This window comes from Cryobacterium arcticum (assembly GCF_001679725.1).
Lineage (GTDB): Bacteria > Actinomycetota > Actinomycetes > Actinomycetales > Microbacteriaceae > Cryobacterium > Cryobacterium arcticum_A.
Genome location: NZ_CP016282.1, coordinates 865,225 through 881,497, shown reverse-complemented (window position 1 = coordinate 881,497; position 16,273 = coordinate 865,225). Strand labels below are relative to the sequence as shown.

Sequence of the window (16,273 nt, the reverse complement as noted above, 5' to 3'; positions counted from 1 at the left end):
CTGTACGCCGGGCGGGTAGGGGTCTTGCCAGGGCGCTAATGATGAAGATAGTGTGATCGTGAGTAAGGAGTCAACTTGCATTTTGCCCCTGACACCGAGGCGAGTCTGGCGTTCACCGTCGACCTCGCCAACACCGTGGCCGGAGCCACCAAGAGCGGGCTCGACGAGCTCATCTCCCCCGCCCAGGTCGTGCAGTTATTCGAGGCCCACCGGTTCTCCGGACGACTGGACCGCACCGAGGCCGAGTTGGCCGAGGTGCGCGCCACCCGAGAGCGTCTGCGGCGTATCTGGACGCTCGATCGCGACGACGCGGCCCTCGAGGTGAACGAACTGTTGCAGAGCGCCCAGGCGCTTCCCCGGCTGATGCGGCACGACGGCATGGACTGGCACCTGCACGCCACCGACCCGGCCGCCCCACTGGCCGAACGCATCCTGGTGGAGGTGGCCCTGGCCCTCGTCGACGTGATCCGCAGCGACGAGAGCGGGCGGCTCCGCGCCTGCGATGCGGAGGACTGCGACGGACTGCTGGTGGACCTGTCCCGCAACGGGTCCAAGCGGTTCTGCAGCGTGCGCTGCGGCAACCGGATGAACATGGTCGCGTTCCGGCAGCGTGCCGCCGGCGACGCTACTGCGGATGCCGCAGGAACAGTTGCCGGAGCGCCCGGATGATCAGCACGAAGCCGACCAGGCCGATGGTGGCGCCGAGGAAGGCGTAGAGCCGCACCCCGGAGACCAAGTCGGGACCGGCGTCGGACACCACGAGCACCACGCCCAGGCTCACTGCGGCGATCGCGATGAGGGCGCCGATGGTCTCGATGACCACGGAGCCGAGCCACCAGCGGTCGTCCGGTTCGGAGAAGGCGCGGATGCGCACGCTGAAGGTGCCCTTCTCCAGCGCGGCGCTGATGGTCTCCAACCGGCGCGGCAGCCGACGGGCGGTGGTGCGCAGCACGGCCACCTGTGCCTGGGCCGAGCCCAGCACCGACTGTGGGGTGAACAGCCGGCGCAGGAAGTGCGGCACCCGCTCGAACGCGGTGCTCACCATGTCGAAGTTGGGGTCGAGAATCGCCAGGCAGCGCTCGAGCGTGGTGAGCGAGCGCAGCGCCAGACCGAGGGTGGACGGGATCGCCAGGTGGTGTTCCCGCACGATGTCGAGCATGGCGGTGAAGATCGACCCCTCACCCTCCGCGCTGTGCCGGGCGAGGGTGAGCATGCGGCCCAGGTCGCGTTGCAGGCCCTTGATGTCGGCGTCGGCCGGCGCCTCGACCACGAGGAGCAGCGCATCCGTCGTGGCGACGTCGTCGTCGTGGGCCGCGGCCAGCAGCAGGGTGACCAGGCCCTCCCGCATGCTGCGCTCGAGCACCCCGACATTGCCGAAGTCGATCATGCCCAGCCGGCCGTCGCCGAGCAGCATCAGGTTGCCCGGGTGCAGGTCGCCGTGGAAGATGCCCGTGACGATCAGTTGCCCGAGCACGGCGTCGAGCAGCGCCGCGGCGAGCGCGGCCCGCTCCTCCGGCCACATCTGGTCGAGCTGCTCCCCCGCCGCGTTCAGCGGCACCCCGTCCATGAGGTCCATGGTGAGCAGGCGCCGGGTGCTGGCTTCAGAGTAGACCCGCGGCACGACGAGCACCTCCGCGGCGGCGGACGAGGCGACGACACTGCCGATCTGCTGGGTGCTGGCGAATTCGATGCGGTAGTCCAGCTCGTTACGAAGCGATCTCGCGAACCCCTCCGCGAGCGACACCGCCCCGAAATCCCGGCCCCAGCTGGTCTGGTTCTCCACCCGCTGGGCGAGCCGCACGATGATGTCGATGTCGGCGGCCACCTGCGCAGCGGCCGCGGGGCGCTGCACCTTGAGCACCACCGCGGTGCCGTCGAGCAAAGTGCCGGCGTGCACCTGCGCCACGGATGCCGCGGCGAGGGGCTCCTCGTTCACGGTGGCGAACACGGTCTCCAGCGGGGCCTTCAGCTCTGCCTCGATCACGGCGCGCACGGCCGGCCACGGCAGGGTCGTTGCCCCAGACTGCAGCGACGCGAGCGCGACCGTGTAGCTGTGCGGCAGCAGGTCCCGACGGGTGGAGAGCAGCTGGCCCAGTTTGACGAAGGTGACGCCGGCATCGTTGATGGCCGAGACCAGGGCTTCCGGCGCCCGGCCGCCCACCCGCTGCTGGCGGGCGGCGGCGCCGGGGCGCTCCTGCACGATCCAGCCGATACCGTGCCGGGAGAGCAGAGTGAGGATCTGCAGGTAGCGCTTGGTGCGCCGCCGCCGGTGCAGCGCGGCCCGGAACGCATCCACAGGGTTGGCGGCGGTGGTCGGCCACAGTGCCTCTGTCGCCACCAGCAGCGCCATGCCGAACGCGAACACCCAGCCGAAGGCCAGCGCGACGAACAGCACCAACACGATCGCGGGCACCTTGAGGTCGCCGTTCTCGGTGATCAGCCGCGCCTGGGTGGCGGTGAAGTAGGCGAACGGCCAGCAGCCGATGAACACCAGCGCCGCCACGAGCGTGGTGCGCAGCCAACCCACCGTGGTGCCGAGCAACGACCGGGTGGCGAAACCGATGGCGGCCGCGTAGCCGAGGGCAATCAGGCCCAGGACGATCCACACCCATAACGATCCCAACACCGCACGCCCCGCAATCTCTCGCTTTGGCCTCAGGGTAGCGCGCGGAGGTTGACTAGTCTCGACCTGACACTGTGATCTGCCACAGAGCGATCCCCTCGCTCCACCGACCGCGCGGTGTCTCTCCTACGGGGAATCATGGACGACACCGCCCGGTCCATGCCAGACTGGAACGGTCCCGTCCCCCAGAGTCAGGCTCAACCAGTGAAGTTCTTCGCCGTTTTCGCGCTCACGCGCTGACACCCGTCGATCGGCCGCGCCGCGGCATCCGGGGTCAGTGCATTCACTGACGACGGGGAGCCCCATGGCTGCGACACACACTTCAGCTGCACACGCTTCGACCATTGTTCTGACGGATGTGGGCCTCACCTGGCCTGACGGCTCCGCCGCTCTCACGGGCCTCACCGCCGCCTTCGGCCGGGGCCGCACCGGCCTGGTCGGCGCCAACGGCTCCGGCAAGTCCACCCTGCTGCAACTGATCTCCGGCCAGTTGCGCCCCAGCACGGGCAGCGTCGTGCTGTCCGGCGATGTCGGCTACCTGCCGCAGACGCTCACCCTGGGTGTGACCGCCACGGCGGCCGACCTGCTCGGGGTGCGCGCCAAGCTCGACGCGCTGCGGGCGATCGAGGCCGGCGACGTCGAGGAGCGGCACTTCGACGTACTCGGCGACGATTGGGACCTGGTGAGCCAGGCCGGCGAGGCGCTGCGCTCGGCGGGGCTGGCCGAGGCCGACCTGGACCGGCCGGTCGGCGCGATGTCCGGTGGCGAGGCCATCCTGGTGGCCGTTGCGGGCCTTCGCCTGAGGAACGCGCCCATCACGGTGCTCGACGAGCCCACCAACAACCTCGACCGAGCGGCCCGTGCCCGGCTGGCGACCCTGGTGCGTTCCTGGCCGGGCGCGCTCGTCGTGGTCAGCCACGACACCGCGCTGCTCGAGCTCATGGACGACACCGCTGAGCTGTACGCGGGCGGCCTCACGGTCTTCGGCGGACCCTACAGCGCCTTCCTCGAGCACCGCGACCGCGAACAAACCGCCGCGGTGCAGGCACAGCGCACCGCCGACCAGGCCGTGAAGAAGGAGAAGGCCCAGCGCATCGAGGCCGAGACCAAGCTCGCCCGCCGCAGCCGCTTCGCGCGCAGCGAGTACGAGAACAAGAGCGTGCCCAAGATCGTGATGGGGCTGCGCAAGTCCGCGGCACAGGTGTCGGCGGGCAAGCTGCACCGCGAGGCCGACGGCAAGGTGGCGGATGCCCGCAGGGCGGCGGCCGACGCATCCGCTCGGGTGCGCTCGGACGAGAACATCCACGTGGACCTGCCCGACCCGCAGGTGCCCAGCGGTAAGCGGCTGGCCGAGCTCGCCGGCAGCAACCGCACGTTCCTGCTTCACGGCCCGGCCCGCGTGGCCCTCACCGGGCCCAATGGAGTGGGTAAGACGAGCCTGCTCGAGACGCTGGTGCATCCCCAGACGGCCCGGCAGGGCCTGGCCACCGCGATCGCGCACACCGAGCGCATCGGGTACCTCAGCCAACGGCTCGACGGGCTCGACGAGGAGCTCACCGCCCTGGAGAATCTGGGCGCCTCGGCCCCGCAGGCGTCCCCCGGTGAGCTGCGCGGCCGGCTCGCCCGGTTCTTGCTGCGCGGGGATGCAGTGGGGCGGCCGGTGCGCAGCCTGTCCGGCGGTGAGCGCTTCCGGGTCTGTCTGGCCCGACTGCTGCTGGCCGACCCGCCTGCGCAGCTGATCGTGCTCGACGAGCCCACCAACAACCTCGACCGGCAGAGTGTCGACCAGCTGGTCGGGGCGCTGGGCTCCTACCGCGGCGGGTTGCTGGTGGTCAGCCACGACGACGTCTTCCTCGGCCGGCTGGGCATCACCGACTGGCTCACCCTCGACGCCGACGGGCGACTCAGCGAGGAGCGGCCATCAGGGCAGGCGCAGGAAGGCCCGAGGCCGTGACGCGAGGGGCCGTGACTAGGGTCAGCGCCGGGATCACAGTCCGATGGTGTCGCGCAGCGCCCGAGTCGACCATCCGGTGGGAGCCCAGCTGGCCGCCGGCCGGGCGGACAGCGCGGTGAAGGCCGCCGCGGCGCGCGGGTTGTCGGCCGGAAGTTCACTGCGGAACCGTCGGCTGGCCACGCCCGCTTCGTAGGTTGCGAACTCGACGTCGAAGCCGGCGCCCAGCTGCACGGCCAGGCGCAAGGCGAGGCCGACTCCGTCGCTCGTGAAGGCGCTGGCGTGGGCTGGGCTCTGCCAGTTGAAGCCGGCGTCGAGGGCGTCGTAGTACCCGAGCTCCCAGCGGATCAGGTCGGTGATCAGATCGGGATGCAGCCGGGTGTGCACGTAGGCCACCGGATGCGGAAACCAAAGCACCGTGCCCGCATAGTCGGGCACAAGCCGTACCACCCGGCCGTGTGTCGCCCCGAGCCCCCGCTGCGTCATGGTCGCGCTCTCTCCGTCGTGTCCGATTGGACCTCGCGCTCGAAGCCCCCCACTCCATAGAATTTCAGGTGCACGTCGTCTTTGCAATTCCCATGGCGCTCTGTGCCGGCCCAGGCCACTGCTAGATTGCAGCCGGGGGGTCACGATGACGGGTGCGACGCGATGGCGAGTGTGGGGCACGGCGCTGGTCCTGGCTGCTTTGAGCGGGTGTACGGCCGGTCAGGGGCTCGTCCCTTCTCCCAGCCCGAGCGCCGCCGGTCTGGCTCCCCAGCCCATCACCGAGCTGTACGAGCTGGCTGCCGGCACCGTGCTGGGCACGGGCACCTTCGACGCCAGCACCAAGGTTCCCGTTTCGGGAGGCGTCGAGATCAGCACGGCTTCCGGCCGGCTGACCCTGAGCGTGCTGAACCTCGATCTCGGCCCCACCGAGAGCACCGTGACCCTCGAGCTCAATGCCCTCCCCCACGACGCGTCGACGGGCCGTTTCCGCACCGCGCGCAGCTACGTCGCCGACACCCCGGTGCGCACGGAGGACCGGCAGACCTTCGACATCGCCTCCGGCAACGGGTACGGCGACCAGCTGATCACCAACGACCCCAGCTGGATGCGCACGGCCGTGCTCTGGGAACAGGTCGACGGCATCACCTTCGGGCGGGTGCTGGCCACGGCCGAACTCGCCTGGACGATGCCGGATCTGCACCCCGACCTGGCGGTCAGGGATACGGGCGAGGTGCCCACCGCCCGAGGAACCGTGATCTACGACAGCGCGGGGAACCCGTCGGGGTACGTGGTGGCTCCACTCGACGCCCTGGAGACCATCGCCGACCGGTTCAGCATCACCATGGCCGATCTCCTCTGGCTGAACCCGATGCGGGGCTGGGACGAGGCCCAGGCCGACGAAACCCTCAACCTGAGCCGGTACGAACGCGGCCGGTGAGCGGATGCGCCGCCCTGGTCCGCCCCGTCAGGCGTGAGCGCTACTGACCGCTGGTGCTCACGACGGCCGCGTTGGCGCAGGACGAGGTCTGCGCTGCGGTAACCCGGCGATCGTCCTCCGGCACCGAGCCCGACACGGCCGTGTAACCGTTCATGGCGGACAGCCCGTTCTCGGAGACCGTGATCCCTGTGGCCATCAGGGCGTACGTGTCCCCGTGCTTTTCGGCGACCTGCAGGCCGTTCAGTTCGAGCCCGCCCTCCACCTCGAGGCAGCCGACGCCGGTGCCGTTGCCGCGCAAGTTCTGCATGTCGAAGGTGTACGGCCGGCCGTCCACGCCGATCGGGGTGACGTATTCGCAGTCCACGAACGCGTGCAGGCTGGCGCTGCGACCGTCGTCGAGAACCGTGACCACCACACCATTGTGCAGGGCCGCCGTCCACCCGCTGTGCGCGCCCGGCCCGGCCAGATCGTCGGTGAGCGTGTGAGTGGCACCGGAAGCCGTGGTGATGCCGTAGATGAAGGGAGAGCTGGCTTCGGAGTACCACTCGGTGTCGTTCTCGCCGTCGCCGTCGACATCCGCGATCTCGGCGCTGACGACGCCGGCCGGCATCTCGGCCGGCGTGGCCGGGCAGCCGGTGGCCTCTGCGGCCGGTTCCCCGGCATCGTCGGCATCGTCGGTCGAGGTCGCCTCAGTGGTGTCGTCTGTCTCGGACGACGTCACCAGAGAGCTCTGGGCCACCCCGGCCGCCCCGCACCCCGTGAGGACGAACAGCAGCACACCGAGTACGACGAAAGACCGGCCTACGCGGTGGGTTTTCGAATGAACGGTTGACATCAAATTGATGCTACCGACGTTGTCTGGGCGCCCTCCGTGATTCGACCGTGCTTTCGGAGGGTATTGCCAGTGTGGGGCTCGGGCCAGGCAGGGGCGCCTGTCCGGCAGTCTCTACTCCGGCGGCGTTTGAGTCAGCGGCGCCGGCTCCAGCGTCGACTGCGGCCGGTGCCGGGACAGCCCGACGACGCCGTACGCGGCGACGGCACCGGCGAGCACGAAGGCCACCAGCGCGTAAGGCGGCGCGGCGGAGGCCTCGCCCAGCACCACGATGCCGATGCCGACCGCCACGAGCGGGTCCACCACGGTCAGCCCGGCGATGACCAGGTTGGGCGGCCCGGAGGAGTAGGCGATCTGCACGAAGATGCCGCCGACAACGGCCGCAGTGAGAACGCCGCCCACGCACAGCAGGGTGAGCAGCGAGATCTGGCCGGACACGAGCTGGGTGATGGTGAGCTTGGCGAGCGTGGCGACGAAGGCGTAGAGAACTCCGGCGCCGACCACCCAGGCCACGGCGGTGAGCCGGGCGCGCAGGAACACGAACACCAGACCGAAGCCCACCAGCACGGCTGCCAGCAGGATCAGGATGATGGTCACCTGCGGCGGCTGGATGGGCCGGTCGGCGGCGTACACCGCGGCGATGGTCACGAAGACGACGATCCCGCCCACCGAGAGCGCCACCGAGCGCAACACCGTGCCGTCGAGCCGGGTGTGCGCGAGCCGGGAGTCGACGACGGTGGAGAGCACCAGAGCGGCCACCCCGAGGGGCTGCACCACGAGCAGCGGCGCCAGGCCCAGGCTGGTGAGCTGCAGCAGGATCGCGCAGCCCAGCAGCAGGGTGCCGAGCAGCCAGGACGGCCGCCGCAGCAGGGCGAGGAGCTGGCCGGCGCTCATCCGCTGCCGGTCGGACGCGCGGATCCGGGCGGCCTTGCCCACCCCGCGGTGTTGCAGCTGTGCCCCGAGGGCCAGGAAGATCGTGCCCAGCAACGCCACGGCGATGCCGAGATTCTTGCGTGCGGCCGGGTCGAGGAACCCCACGATCGCGTCGGTGACTTCGGAGGTATAGAACGGGACGGGCACATGCAGACTTTACCGCTGCCGTCCTGTACGGGGCCGGTGCTAGCGTGCCAGCATGAAGCAGAAAGAGCTCTTCCTCCAGGCGGATGCCGCGTTGCGCTCCGTCATCGACCGGATCACTCCCGAGCAACTCAGCCTGCCGGCGCCGGCCGAGTGGTCCTCCACACCCGACCCGACCCTGCGCGATGTGCTCGCCGCGCACGCCCGTGACGAGGCCTGGGTGCCCGATGTGCTGCTGGGTCGCACCATCGAAGACGCCGGCGGCACCTACGACGGCGACCTGCTCGGCGCCGACCCGATCGCCGCGTACGACCGGCTCAACGACCTGGCCACCCGAGCCGTGAGCGAGGACCTCGACCCGGAGAAGATCGTGCACCTCAGCTACGGCGACTTCCCGCTACGGGAGTACCTCGAGCACGTGAGCATCTACCGGGCCTTCCAGGCCTGGTCGATCGCCCGGCAACTCGGCTGGGACTATTCGCTGCCCGCCCCGCTGGTGGAGACCCTCTGGGAGGTGATCGGCCCGCAGGTCGAGGGGTTCCGGGCCATGGGTGTGTTCCCACCCGAGGTGGAGGTCCCCTCCGACGCCGACCGGGAGACCCAGCTGCTGGGCCGGGTGGGCTACTGGGTGCCCAAGCCCTAGCCGCGGGCCCGGCGCAACTGGTCGGCCACGGTGATCGCCACGATGAGCACACAGAGCGCCGCGATGACGACCACAACCACGGTGACCCCCACCGTGCCGGCGAGCAGCGGAACGAGCAGCACGGCCGCTGCCGAGGGTAGGATCACGGCCGGGCGCACCTGTGACCGCGTATCCAGCACGGCGTGAGTGGCCCAGAGCAGCAGCAGGAAGACACCCACGGGCAGCGCCACGGCGAAGGCGAGGGTCGTCGCCGATGCCTCGACGTGATGGCCGGCGTCCGCCACGGCCGCTTCAAGGCCGGCGCCGAGGGCCGCCAACGAGACGAACACCCCGTAGTGCCCGTAGCCCCACAGATAGGAGCGACCGCGGTTGACCGAGAGCCCCTCCCCGGCCGGTTCGAGGAAGTACAGCCACCAGAGCGCGAACACCGCGACGAAGGACGCCACGGACACGAGCACCAGGTCGCCGCTGAACCCGCGCGCTTCGAGCGCATCCTGCACGCCGTAAATTGCGGCGAGCACACCCTCGCCGAGCAGGATGATGGTGAACAGCCCGTACCGTTCGGCTATGTGGTGCGGGTGCCAGAAGGTGCTGCCGGATCGCTCGGCCCACGGCGGCACGGCGAGCTCAAGCACCACGAGCACGATGAAGGACGCCAGGCCGAACTCCTCGGGCAGCGCCAGCCGGGCCAACCAGCCGAGCTGCACGAGGCTCACCCCGGCCGCGTACCGCCACGCCGTCGTGCGCCCGTCCGGATGCTCGGCGCCGGCCCGTAGCCACTGCACCACGAGAGCCAACCGCATGATGAGGTAGCCCACCGTGATGGCCCGGAAATCCTGGTCAAGGAACGCGGCCGGCACCCCGGCTGCGAGAACCAGCACCCCACCCATCTGCACCAGGGTGAGCAGCCGATAGGGCACGTCGTCGGTGTCGTACGCCGAGGCGAACCAGGTGAAGTTCATCCAGGCCCACCAGATGGCGAAGAACACCATCAGGAACGGGGCGATCTCGTCGACCCCGTGGCCGTTCTCGAGGCCGTGCGCGAGTTGCACCACGAGCTGCGCCACGGCCACCACGAACGTGAGGTCGAAGAGCAGCTCGAGCGGGCTCGACACCCGGTGCGGCTCTGCGGTGTCGCGCGCGGTCATCCGCCGGTGGAACCTGATGCCGGGCGCGTCTGTCATGCGCTCAGCCTAGAGACGACGCCGGCTTGAATGCCAGCGGCTGCAGCGCCCATTCCCGAGGGGTTAGGAGCGCACCAGCCGGGCGATGGCGTCGCCGGCCTCCTTGAGCTTGAGCTGAGCCTCTTCGCCGCCCGTCGCGACGGCGTCGACGACGCAGTGACTCAGGTGGTCGTTCAGCAGGCCGAGTGCCACGGACTGCAGGGCGCTGGTCATGGCCGAGACCTGGGTGAGGATGTCGATGCAGTACTTGTCGTCGGTGACCATGCCCTGCAGGCCCCGCGCCTGGCCCTCGATGCGGCGCAGGCGCTTGAGGTAGTCGTCCTTGTTGGAGATGTAGCCGTGCGGACCGTCGTGGGAATGGTCGGCGTGGGGATCGATGGCGTCGGGAACGGCGGCGTCGGTCGTCATGGTGTGCTCCTGGTGTCGGCTGGCCCTATACCCCCTCACGGTATCACGAAAGTGCGCTAGAGTACCCGGAGGGGGTATCCAAACCCCGTCTCAGTTTCGTCAGCATCCGTTTCAACACGAGAAGGTTCGTCCCATGGCTCAGCTCGACAGCACTTCCGACACCGTCACCGACTACCTCGTGAGCGGCATGACCTGCTCGCACTGCGTGGCCAGCGTGATCGAGGAGGTGTCCCTGGTCGCCGGCGTGAGCGCGGTGACCGTGGACCTCGTGGCCGGCGCAGCGAGCACCGTGCACGTCACGAGCGCCGGGTCCCCCGACCGGGCCGAAATCCGGGCCGCCGTGGATGAGGCCGGCTACGACCTGCAGGACCCGGCCGACGCGGGCGCCGCCGCGTGAGCGACCCCGTCAACCTCCTCGTCGGCGGCATGACCTGCGCGTCCTGCGCCGCCCGGATCGAGAAGAAGCTCAACCGACTGCCCGGGGTCGAGGCCACGGTGAACTACGCCACCGACAAGGCCACCGTGCGGCTCCCCGAGGGCACCAGCATCGACGACGCCATCGCCACCATCGTCGCCACCGGGTACACGGCCACCCTGCCCGCCCCGCCCGCGGTCGCTCCCCCGACCGGCACCGACCCCCCGGCCGCCGCTCCGGATGCCGAGACCGCGGCGCTCCGCCAGCGCCTGTTGATCTCCACCGCCCTGGCGATCCCGGTGACCCTGCTGTCGATGATTCCGGCACTGCAGTTCACCAACTGGCAATGGCTGGCCCTCATGCTCGCCGCCCCGGTCGCCGTCTGGGGTGCCTGGCCGTTCCACCGCGCCGCCTGGCTGAACGCCCGCCACGGCGCCGCGACCATGGACACCCTGATCAGCGTCGGCGTGCTGGCCGCGTTCGGCTGGTCGCTCTACGCCCTGTTCCTCGGCGACGCAGGGCTGCCCGGCATGACCATGCAGCTCAGCTTCAGCATGACCGGCGGCACGGAGATCTACCTCGAGGTCGCGGCCGCCGTCACCGTGTTCATCCTCGCCGGGCGCTACGCCGAGGCCCGCGCCAAGACCCGTTCGGGTGCGGCGCTGCTGGCGCTGCTCAACCTGGGGGCGAAGGATGTTGCGGTGCTGCGCGATTCCCTCGAGCGGCGCATCCCCATCGCCGAGCTGTCGGTGGGTGACATCTTCGTGGTGCGCCCCGGCGAGAAGCTCGCCACCGACGGTGTTGTGGTCGACGGCGTCTCGGCCATCGACACGAGCCTGCTCACCGGCGAGTCCGTGCCCGTGGAGGTGGGCCCGGGCGACGCCGTCGTCGGCGCCACCGTCAACTCGGGCGGCCGGCTCACGGTGCGCGCCACCCGGGTGGGCGCCGATACCGAACTGGCGCGCATCGGCCGTCTCGTGGAGCAGGCCCAGTCGGGCAAGGCCCCCGTGCAGCGCCTCGCCGACCGGGTGTCGGCGGTGTTCGTCCCCATCGTGTTCGTCATCGCGCTGGGCACCCTGGCCACCTGGTTGGCGCTCGGCGCCGGCGCTGAGCAGGCGTTCACCGCCGCCGTGGCGACGCTGATCATCGCCTGCCCCTGCGCGCTCGGGCTGGCCACCCCCACCGCGTTGCTGGTGGGCACCGGGCGCGGCGCGCAGTTGGGCGTGCTCATCCGCGGACCGCAGATCCTCGAGTCCACCCGCCGGGTCGACACCATTGTGCTCGACAAGACCGGCACGGTCACGACCGGGAAGATGGCGCTGCTAGAGGTGCACGGCAGCGCTCCGACAGCGGCCGACGAGGCCTCCCCCACCGAGCTGCTGCGTCTCGCCGGAGCGGCCGAGGCCGGCTCGGAGCATCCGATCGGCGTCGCAATCGCGCAGGGGGCCCTCGAGAGAGTGGGCGCGCTGCCGGCCGCCACGGCGTTCGCCTCGGCGCAGGGTTTCGGCGTGCAGGCCACGGTCGACGGCCACCTGGTGCTCGTCGGCCGGCCACGCTGGCTGGCCGACGAGTGGCAGATCACTCTGCCGGGTGAACTGCGGGCCGCCCTCGACACCGCCGAGGCGACCGGGCAGACCGGCGTCGCCGTGGCCTGGGACGGGGTCGCCCGGGGCATCCTGGTCGTGGCCGACGAGGTCAAGCCATCGAGTGCGGCGGCCGTGGCGCAGTTGATCCGTCTCGGGCTGACCCCGGTGCTGCTCACCGGCGACAACGAGACCGCGGCCCGCGCCGTGGCCGCCCAGGTGGGCATCGACGAGGTCTTCGCGGGCGTTCTGCCCGCCGACAAGGTCGAACGGGTGCGCGCCCTGCAGGCCGCCGGGCACGTCGTGGCCATGGTGGGCGACGGAGTGAACGACGCCGCCGCGCTGGCCGCGGCCGACCTCGGCATCGCCATGGGCACCGGAACCGACGTGGCCATCGAGGCCGCCGACATCACCCTGGTGCGGTCCGATCTGATGGCCGTCGTCGACGCCATCCGGCTCTCGCGGCGCACGCTCGGCACCATCAAGACCAACCTGTTCTGGGCGTTCGCCTACAACGTGGCCGCGATTCCGCTTGCCGCTCTCGGGCTGCTCAACCCGCTGATCGCGGGCGCCGCCATGGCGCTCTCCTCGGTGTTCGTGGTGACCAACAGCCTGCGGCTGCGTGGGTTCCGGGCTCTCTAGCGCGTTGCGCCGGTCGCTCCGTGCCTGGCCGCAGGCAACCGCCAGGCCAGATACGCCGTGGCCGCGCCGACCACGCCGAACACGGCCTGCAGCGGATGCGACCCGATCACCGTGAACTGCACGATCTCGAAGACCACAAGCCCGACACCCGCGGCCAGCGAAACGAAGCGGGCGTAGGGCCCGCGGCGCCACTGCCAAACCGCGGCCACGGCGAACCCCACGCCCACGAAGAGCGTGAGCGCGGCACCGGGCAGCAGCCAGTCACCGAACGGGCTGCCCTCGAGTGCGGCGGGGTCCGCGGCGAGCAGCGAACCGTCGGGAGCGAGCATCAGCAGAACCCCGCCGGCCAGCGCACTGATGCTGGTGACGGCCTCCACCGTGATCAGTGTTTTCTCCGTCCCGGAGCGCACGGGCGGACGACTGGGCGCGAGGGTGCGGTGACTGCCGGTTGAGGTCATGCCCCGAGTATCACCCCGGCCCGGGCTTACCGCGAGGGGCGCATGCTGCGGTGCACGGCCAACGCTGCGACGAGCATCAGCAGCACGGCGATGAGGGACGTCACGCCCACCCCGCTGTCGAAGGCCGCCCTCGCCGACTCGGCGAGCGCCGCCGCCGGAGCGGCAGGAAGGTCACCGGCCACCCCGAGTGCCCCGCCGAGGGTTTCGCCGGCCTGGGCGGTCTCGGCGCGACCGAGCCCCTCGGGCAGCACCACACTGGCCCGGTAGGACGCCGCGAGGATGGCGCCGAGCACGGCCGTGCCGAGCACCGCGCCGAGCTCGTAAGCGGTTTCGGAGACTCCGGCGGCGGCCCCGGCCTTGTCGGCAGGCACCGAGCTGAGGATCGTGTCGTTGGAGATGGTCTCGGCGGCGCCCACGCCCACCGACAGGATGCCGAAGGCGAGCGCCACCACACCGGCGGTGAGGTTCTCCCGCAGCAGGATGATCACGCCGAAGCCCAGGGCCGAGAGCAGGATGCCCGCGACGATCACGAGGCGCGGCGGCACGAGGCGCACGACATAGGCCGCGGTCAGGCCGGCGGCCACCGAGAGCACCGCACCGGGAAGCAGCAGCAGGCCGGCGGCAAGCGGGTCGAGGCCGAGCACGAGCTGGAGGTGCTGGGAGACGAAGAAGAGGAAGCCGACCAGGCTGAACACGGCGAGGAAGTTGGCCAGCACCGACCCGGCGAACGGCGCGTGCCGGAACAGGCTCAGGTCGAGCAGCGGGTTGGCGATGCGCAGCTGGCGGCGGAGGAACACCGCTCCGGCGGCCAGTCCGACAGCGAGTGCGCCCAAGCCGACCAGCCCCACGCCGTCGTGCGTCAGGGTCTTGATCGCGAAGACCAGCGGCGCGAGGGTCAGCAGCGACAGGCCGACGCTGACGAGGTCGATCCGGAGCGGCGCGGGGTCCTTCGACTCGGGGATGAGGAACCCGGCGAGCGCCAGGAGGGGCAGCAGGATGGGCACGGCGATCAGGAACACCGCTCCCCAGGAGAAGTGCTGCAGCACGACACCGCCGACGATGGGACCCAGGCTCGAGCCGGCCGCGAAGGCGCCGGCCCACACGGCGATGGCCAGGGTGCGTTGGCGTGCATCCAGGAACAGGCTGCGCAGCAGTGACAGTGTGGACGGCATGATCATGGCGCCGAAGAAGCCCATGACCGCTCGGGCCGCGATGAGCAGCTCAGCGGTGGGCGCGAAGGCGGCCAGGGCCGACACCACGGCGAAACCGGTGGCGCCGATCAAGAGCAGCTTGCGACGGCCGACCCGGTCGCCGAGGGTGCCCATGGCCACCAGCAGGCCGGCGAGCACCAGCGGGTAGATGTCGACGATCCAGAGCAACGTGGTGCTGCTCGGTCGCAGGTCGAGGCTGATGGCCGGCAGCGCGAAGCTGAGCACCGTGTTGTCCACCGAGATGAGCAGCACGGGCAGCATCAGCAGCACCAGGCCCAGCCACTCGCGTCGGCCGGCGCGGGGAATGGCCGACTCGGCGTCCGAGTGAGTGCGGATGGGGTGTGTAGTGCTCATATCAACCTGGCTGGAGAACGGGTTCCTAGCGGAACGACGGGCTTTACTGCACCATCTGGTACAGCAGGGTATGACTATACCACCAGGTACAGTAAAGTGGCGGTCATGGCCCAACATCGCGACAGCGCGCGGGAGAGCATCCTCACCGCGTTCCAGGAACTGCTCATCAACACGAGCGGGTCCGGTGCCTCGCTCGACGCCGTCGCGCAGGCTGCGGGCGTGACCAAGGGTGGCCTCCTCTACCATTTCGGCTCGCGGGACGGCCTGGAAACCGCCCTGATCGAACGGTTGGAGACGCTCGCCGCGGCCGAATGCGACCGCATGCGCGCGGCACCGAACGGCGCGGCCGCCTATTACGTGACCCTCACCGAGTACGTCGACAGTCCTCTGGACCGGGCCACGCTGGCCGGCGGCACGCTGGCGCGCCGCAACCCCCGGGCACGTGGTGTGGTCCTCGAGATGCGCCGCCGCTACTTCGACATCCTGAACGACGACCTGCGCGACCCCGAACTGGCCCGTGCAACGATGCTGCTGGCCGACGGGCTCTACTACGACGCCACCACTCTTGCCGAACCGTTCGAGCACGAACTCGACGTGCCCGCCTTCCTCGCCCGGATGCGGCCCGCGCGGGGTTAGGCGGCGCGGGCGGCCTCGGAGCGGGTGAGCGCGTTCTGCAGGGACGCCAGCAGCAGGGGCAGCTGGGCGGCCGGCGCATCCGGAGCCTCGGGGTGCCACTGCACGCCCGTGATCGGTGCGGTGCGGTGCTCCACGGCCTCGACCAGGCCGTCGGGGGCGGTGGCCACGGGCGTGAGGCCCGCGCCGAGCCGGCCGACGCTCTGGTGGTGGGCGCTCTGCACCGAGATGCGGGTGTCGCCGAGGGCCGCGGCGAGGGTGCTCGTGGAGCGCAGCACGACGGCATGGGTGGAGAGGATCTCATCGATGGGCACGCCGACGTTACGGTGGATGCCGTCGTCGATGTGCTGCACGAGGTCGCCGCCGAGGGCCACGTTGATGATCTGCAGTCCGCGGCAGATGCCCAGCAGCGGAGTGCCCCGTTCGGCGGCGCGCTGCACGAGCGCGATCTGGCCCGCGTCGGCGTCGGTGAAGTGCACCGTCTCGCCCTCGTAGCCGGAGTCGGCGCCATAGAAGCGCGGGTCGATATCCTCACCGCCCACGATCACGACGGCGTCGGCCGAGTCCGTGAGGTCGAGCAGGTCGGCGGGGTCGAGGTCCGCGGCGGCCAATCGCACGACGGTCCAGCCGCCGGCGGTCCCGGCGTCCACGACGGTGGCATTGAGGGTCTGCACCTTGGCGTGGTACTCGGGGCGGTCCGGCCGGCTGCGGGTGACCTCGACGACGGCGAGAGTGGGCCGGTCTTCGCGGGCCGTGGGCAGGGCGGTCATCGTGGCGAGCGTCTGGGTGGTCATGGCTCGCCTTTCGTGACGTGCAGGGTGCAGCGGTTGCTGGTG

General features: G+C 70.6%; 16 protein-coding genes. 7 read left to right on the top strand and 9 right to left on the bottom strand.

Features of this window, described 5'->3' with window-relative positions; genetic code table 11:
• Positions 1 to 75 precede the first annotated feature (75 nt).
• Positions 76 to 669 carry a CGNR zinc finger domain-containing protein gene (locus tag PA27867_RS03875; RefSeq protein WP_084020654.1) on the top strand — a complete coding sequence of 198 codons (594 nt, stop codon included), beginning with the start codon at positions 76 to 78 and terminating at the stop codon, positions 667 to 669.
• Here the strand turns inward: PA27867_RS03875 and PA27867_RS03870 are convergent.
• On the bottom strand, positions 626 to 2,608 hold the full coding sequence (locus PA27867_RS03870; RefSeq protein ID WP_084020652.1) for an ABC1 kinase family protein: 1,983 nt from the start codon (positions 2,606 to 2,608) through the stop codon (positions 626 to 628). The two genes, PA27867_RS03875 and PA27867_RS03870, sit on opposite strands and share 44 nt — an antisense overlap.
• Before the next feature lie 319 nt (positions 2,609 to 2,927).
• Between PA27867_RS03870 and PA27867_RS03865 the strand changes: the two genes are divergently transcribed.
• Positions 2,928 to 4,577, top strand: a complete 1,650-nt coding sequence (locus PA27867_RS03865) for an ABC-F family ATP-binding cassette domain-containing protein (protein WP_066593472.1) — start codon at positions 2,928 to 2,930, stop codon at positions 4,575 to 4,577.
• A gap of 33 nt (positions 4,578 to 4,610) precedes the next feature.
• Here the strand turns inward: PA27867_RS03865 and PA27867_RS03860 are convergent, their stop codons facing one another.
• Complete coding sequence (locus PA27867_RS03860; RefSeq protein ID WP_157109108.1) at positions 4,611 to 5,060, bottom strand: hypothetical protein; 450 nt, start codon at positions 5,058 to 5,060, stop codon at positions 4,611 to 4,613.
• A gap of 199 nt (positions 5,061 to 5,259) precedes the next feature.
• Here PA27867_RS03860 and PA27867_RS03855 point away from each other — a divergent pair, with 199 nt between their 5' ends.
• Entirely contained in the window at positions 5,260 to 5,997 is a 738-nt protein-coding gene (locus PA27867_RS03855) for a LysM peptidoglycan-binding domain-containing protein (protein ID WP_157109107.1), read from the top strand.
• A gap of 40 nt (positions 5,998 to 6,037) precedes the next feature.
• Here the strand turns inward: PA27867_RS03855 and PA27867_RS03850 are convergent, their stop codons facing one another.
• Positions 6,038 to 6,832, bottom strand: a complete 795-nt coding sequence (locus PA27867_RS03850) for a hypothetical protein (protein WP_157109106.1) — start codon at positions 6,830 to 6,832, stop codon at positions 6,038 to 6,040.
• A 111-nt stretch (positions 6,833 to 6,943) separates the two neighbouring features.
• Complete coding sequence (locus tag PA27867_RS03845; RefSeq protein WP_236900830.1) at positions 6,944 to 7,909, bottom strand: DMT family transporter; 966 nt, start codon at positions 7,907 to 7,909, stop codon at positions 6,944 to 6,946.
• A 52-nt stretch (positions 7,910 to 7,961) separates the two neighbouring features.
• On the opposite strand from PA27867_RS03845, the gene PA27867_RS03840 reads away from it, so the two are divergent.
• Entirely contained in the window at positions 7,962 to 8,549 is a 588-nt protein-coding gene (locus tag PA27867_RS03840; protein ID WP_066593454.1) for a hypothetical protein, read from the top strand.
• Here the strand turns inward: PA27867_RS03840 and PA27867_RS03835 are convergent.
• The gene (locus PA27867_RS03835) at positions 8,546 to 9,733 is read right to left on the bottom strand and encodes a low temperature requirement protein A (RefSeq protein WP_066593445.1); all 1,188 of its coding nucleotides are present in this window, start codon (positions 9,731 to 9,733) and stop codon (positions 8,546 to 8,548) included. The genes PA27867_RS03840 and PA27867_RS03835 overlap by 4 nt on opposite strands.
• A gap of 63 nt (positions 9,734 to 9,796) precedes the next feature.
• Entirely contained in the window at positions 9,797 to 10,141 is a 345-nt protein-coding gene (locus PA27867_RS03830) for a metal-sensitive transcriptional regulator (protein ID WP_066593443.1), read from the bottom strand.
• 133 nt (positions 10,142 to 10,274) lie between these two features.
• On the opposite strand from PA27867_RS03830, the gene PA27867_RS03825 reads away from it, so the two are divergent.
• Positions 10,275 to 10,538, top strand: a complete 264-nt coding sequence (locus tag PA27867_RS03825; RefSeq protein WP_066593441.1) for a heavy-metal-associated domain-containing protein — start codon at positions 10,275 to 10,277, stop codon at positions 10,536 to 10,538.
• Positions 10,539 to 10,567: 29 nt separating this feature from the next.
• Positions 10,568 to 12,781 carry a heavy metal translocating P-type ATPase gene (locus PA27867_RS03820; protein WP_066598992.1) on the top strand — a complete coding sequence of 738 codons (2,214 nt, stop codon included), beginning with the start codon at positions 10,568 to 10,570 and terminating at the stop codon, positions 12,779 to 12,781.
• Here the strand turns inward: PA27867_RS03820 and PA27867_RS03815 are convergent.
• Both PA27867_RS03815 and PA27867_RS03810 read right to left on the bottom strand, forming a co-directional pair.
• Positions 12,778 to 13,239 carry a hypothetical protein gene (locus PA27867_RS03815; RefSeq protein WP_157109105.1) on the bottom strand — a complete coding sequence of 154 codons (462 nt, stop codon included), beginning with the start codon at positions 13,237 to 13,239 and terminating at the stop codon, positions 12,778 to 12,780. The two genes, PA27867_RS03820 and PA27867_RS03815, sit on opposite strands and share 4 nt — an antisense overlap.
• A 26-nt stretch (positions 13,240 to 13,265) precedes the next feature.
• Positions 13,266 to 14,804, bottom strand: a complete 1,539-nt coding sequence (locus tag PA27867_RS03810; protein WP_066593436.1) for an MFS transporter — start codon at positions 14,802 to 14,804, stop codon at positions 13,266 to 13,268.
• A 105-nt stretch (positions 14,805 to 14,909) separates the two neighbouring features.
• Between PA27867_RS03810 and PA27867_RS03805 the strand changes: the two genes are divergently transcribed.
• On the top strand, positions 14,910 to 15,440 hold the full coding sequence (locus tag PA27867_RS03805) for a TetR/AcrR family transcriptional regulator (RefSeq protein WP_066598987.1): 531 nt from the start codon (positions 14,910 to 14,912) through the stop codon (positions 15,438 to 15,440).
• Here the strand turns inward: PA27867_RS03805 and PA27867_RS03800 are convergent.
• Entirely contained in the window at positions 15,437 to 16,231 is a 795-nt protein-coding gene (locus tag PA27867_RS03800; protein WP_236900829.1) for a gamma-glutamyl-gamma-aminobutyrate hydrolase family protein, read from the bottom strand. The two genes, PA27867_RS03805 and PA27867_RS03800, sit on opposite strands and share 4 nt — an antisense overlap.
• Positions 16,232 to 16,273 lie beyond the last annotated feature (42 nt).

What these genes read in the sequence shown, in the direction of transcription:
- PA27867_RS03810 (WP_066593436.1), bottom strand. Translation starts at nt 14,804, where the DNA reads ATGAGCACTACACACCCCATCCGCACTCACTCGGACGCCGAGTCGGCC.
- PA27867_RS03865 (WP_066593472.1), top strand. Translation starts at nt 2,928, where the DNA reads ATGGCTGCGACACACACTTCAGCTGCACACGCTTCGACCATTGTTCTG.
- PA27867_RS03825 (WP_066593441.1), top strand. Translation starts at nt 10,275, where the DNA reads ATGGCTCAGCTCGACAGCACTTCCGACACCGTCACCGACTACCTCGTG.
- PA27867_RS03820 (WP_066598992.1), top strand. Translation starts at nt 10,568, where the DNA reads ATGACCTGCGCGTCCTGCGCCGCCCGGATCGAGAAGAAGCTCAACCGA.
- PA27867_RS03840 (WP_066593454.1), top strand. Translation starts at nt 7,962, where the DNA reads ATGAAGCAGAAAGAGCTCTTCCTCCAGGCGGATGCCGCGTTGCGCTCC.
- PA27867_RS03815 (WP_157109105.1), bottom strand. Translation starts at nt 13,239, where the DNA reads ATGACCTCAACCGGCAGTCACCGCACCCTCGCGCCCAGTCGTCCGCCC.
- PA27867_RS03860 (WP_157109108.1), bottom strand. Translation starts at nt 5,060, where the DNA reads ATGACGCAGCGGGGGCTCGGGGCGACACACGGCCGGGTGGTACGGCTT.
- PA27867_RS03805 (WP_066598987.1), top strand. Translation starts at nt 14,910, where the DNA reads ATGGCCCAACATCGCGACAGCGCGCGGGAGAGCATCCTCACCGCGTTC.
- PA27867_RS03850 (WP_157109106.1), bottom strand. Translation starts at nt 6,832, where the DNA reads ATGTCAACCGTTCATTCGAAAACCCACCGCGTAGGCCGGTCTTTCGTC.
- PA27867_RS03835 (WP_066593445.1), bottom strand. Translation starts at nt 9,733, where the DNA reads ATGACAGACGCGCCCGGCATCAGGTTCCACCGGCGGATGACCGCGCGC.
- PA27867_RS03830 (WP_066593443.1), bottom strand. Translation starts at nt 10,141, where the DNA reads ATGACGACCGACGCCGCCGTTCCCGACGCCATCGATCCCCACGCCGAC.
- PA27867_RS03800 (WP_236900829.1), bottom strand. Translation starts at nt 16,231, where the DNA reads ATGACCACCCAGACGCTCGCCACGATGACCGCCCTGCCCACGGCCCGC.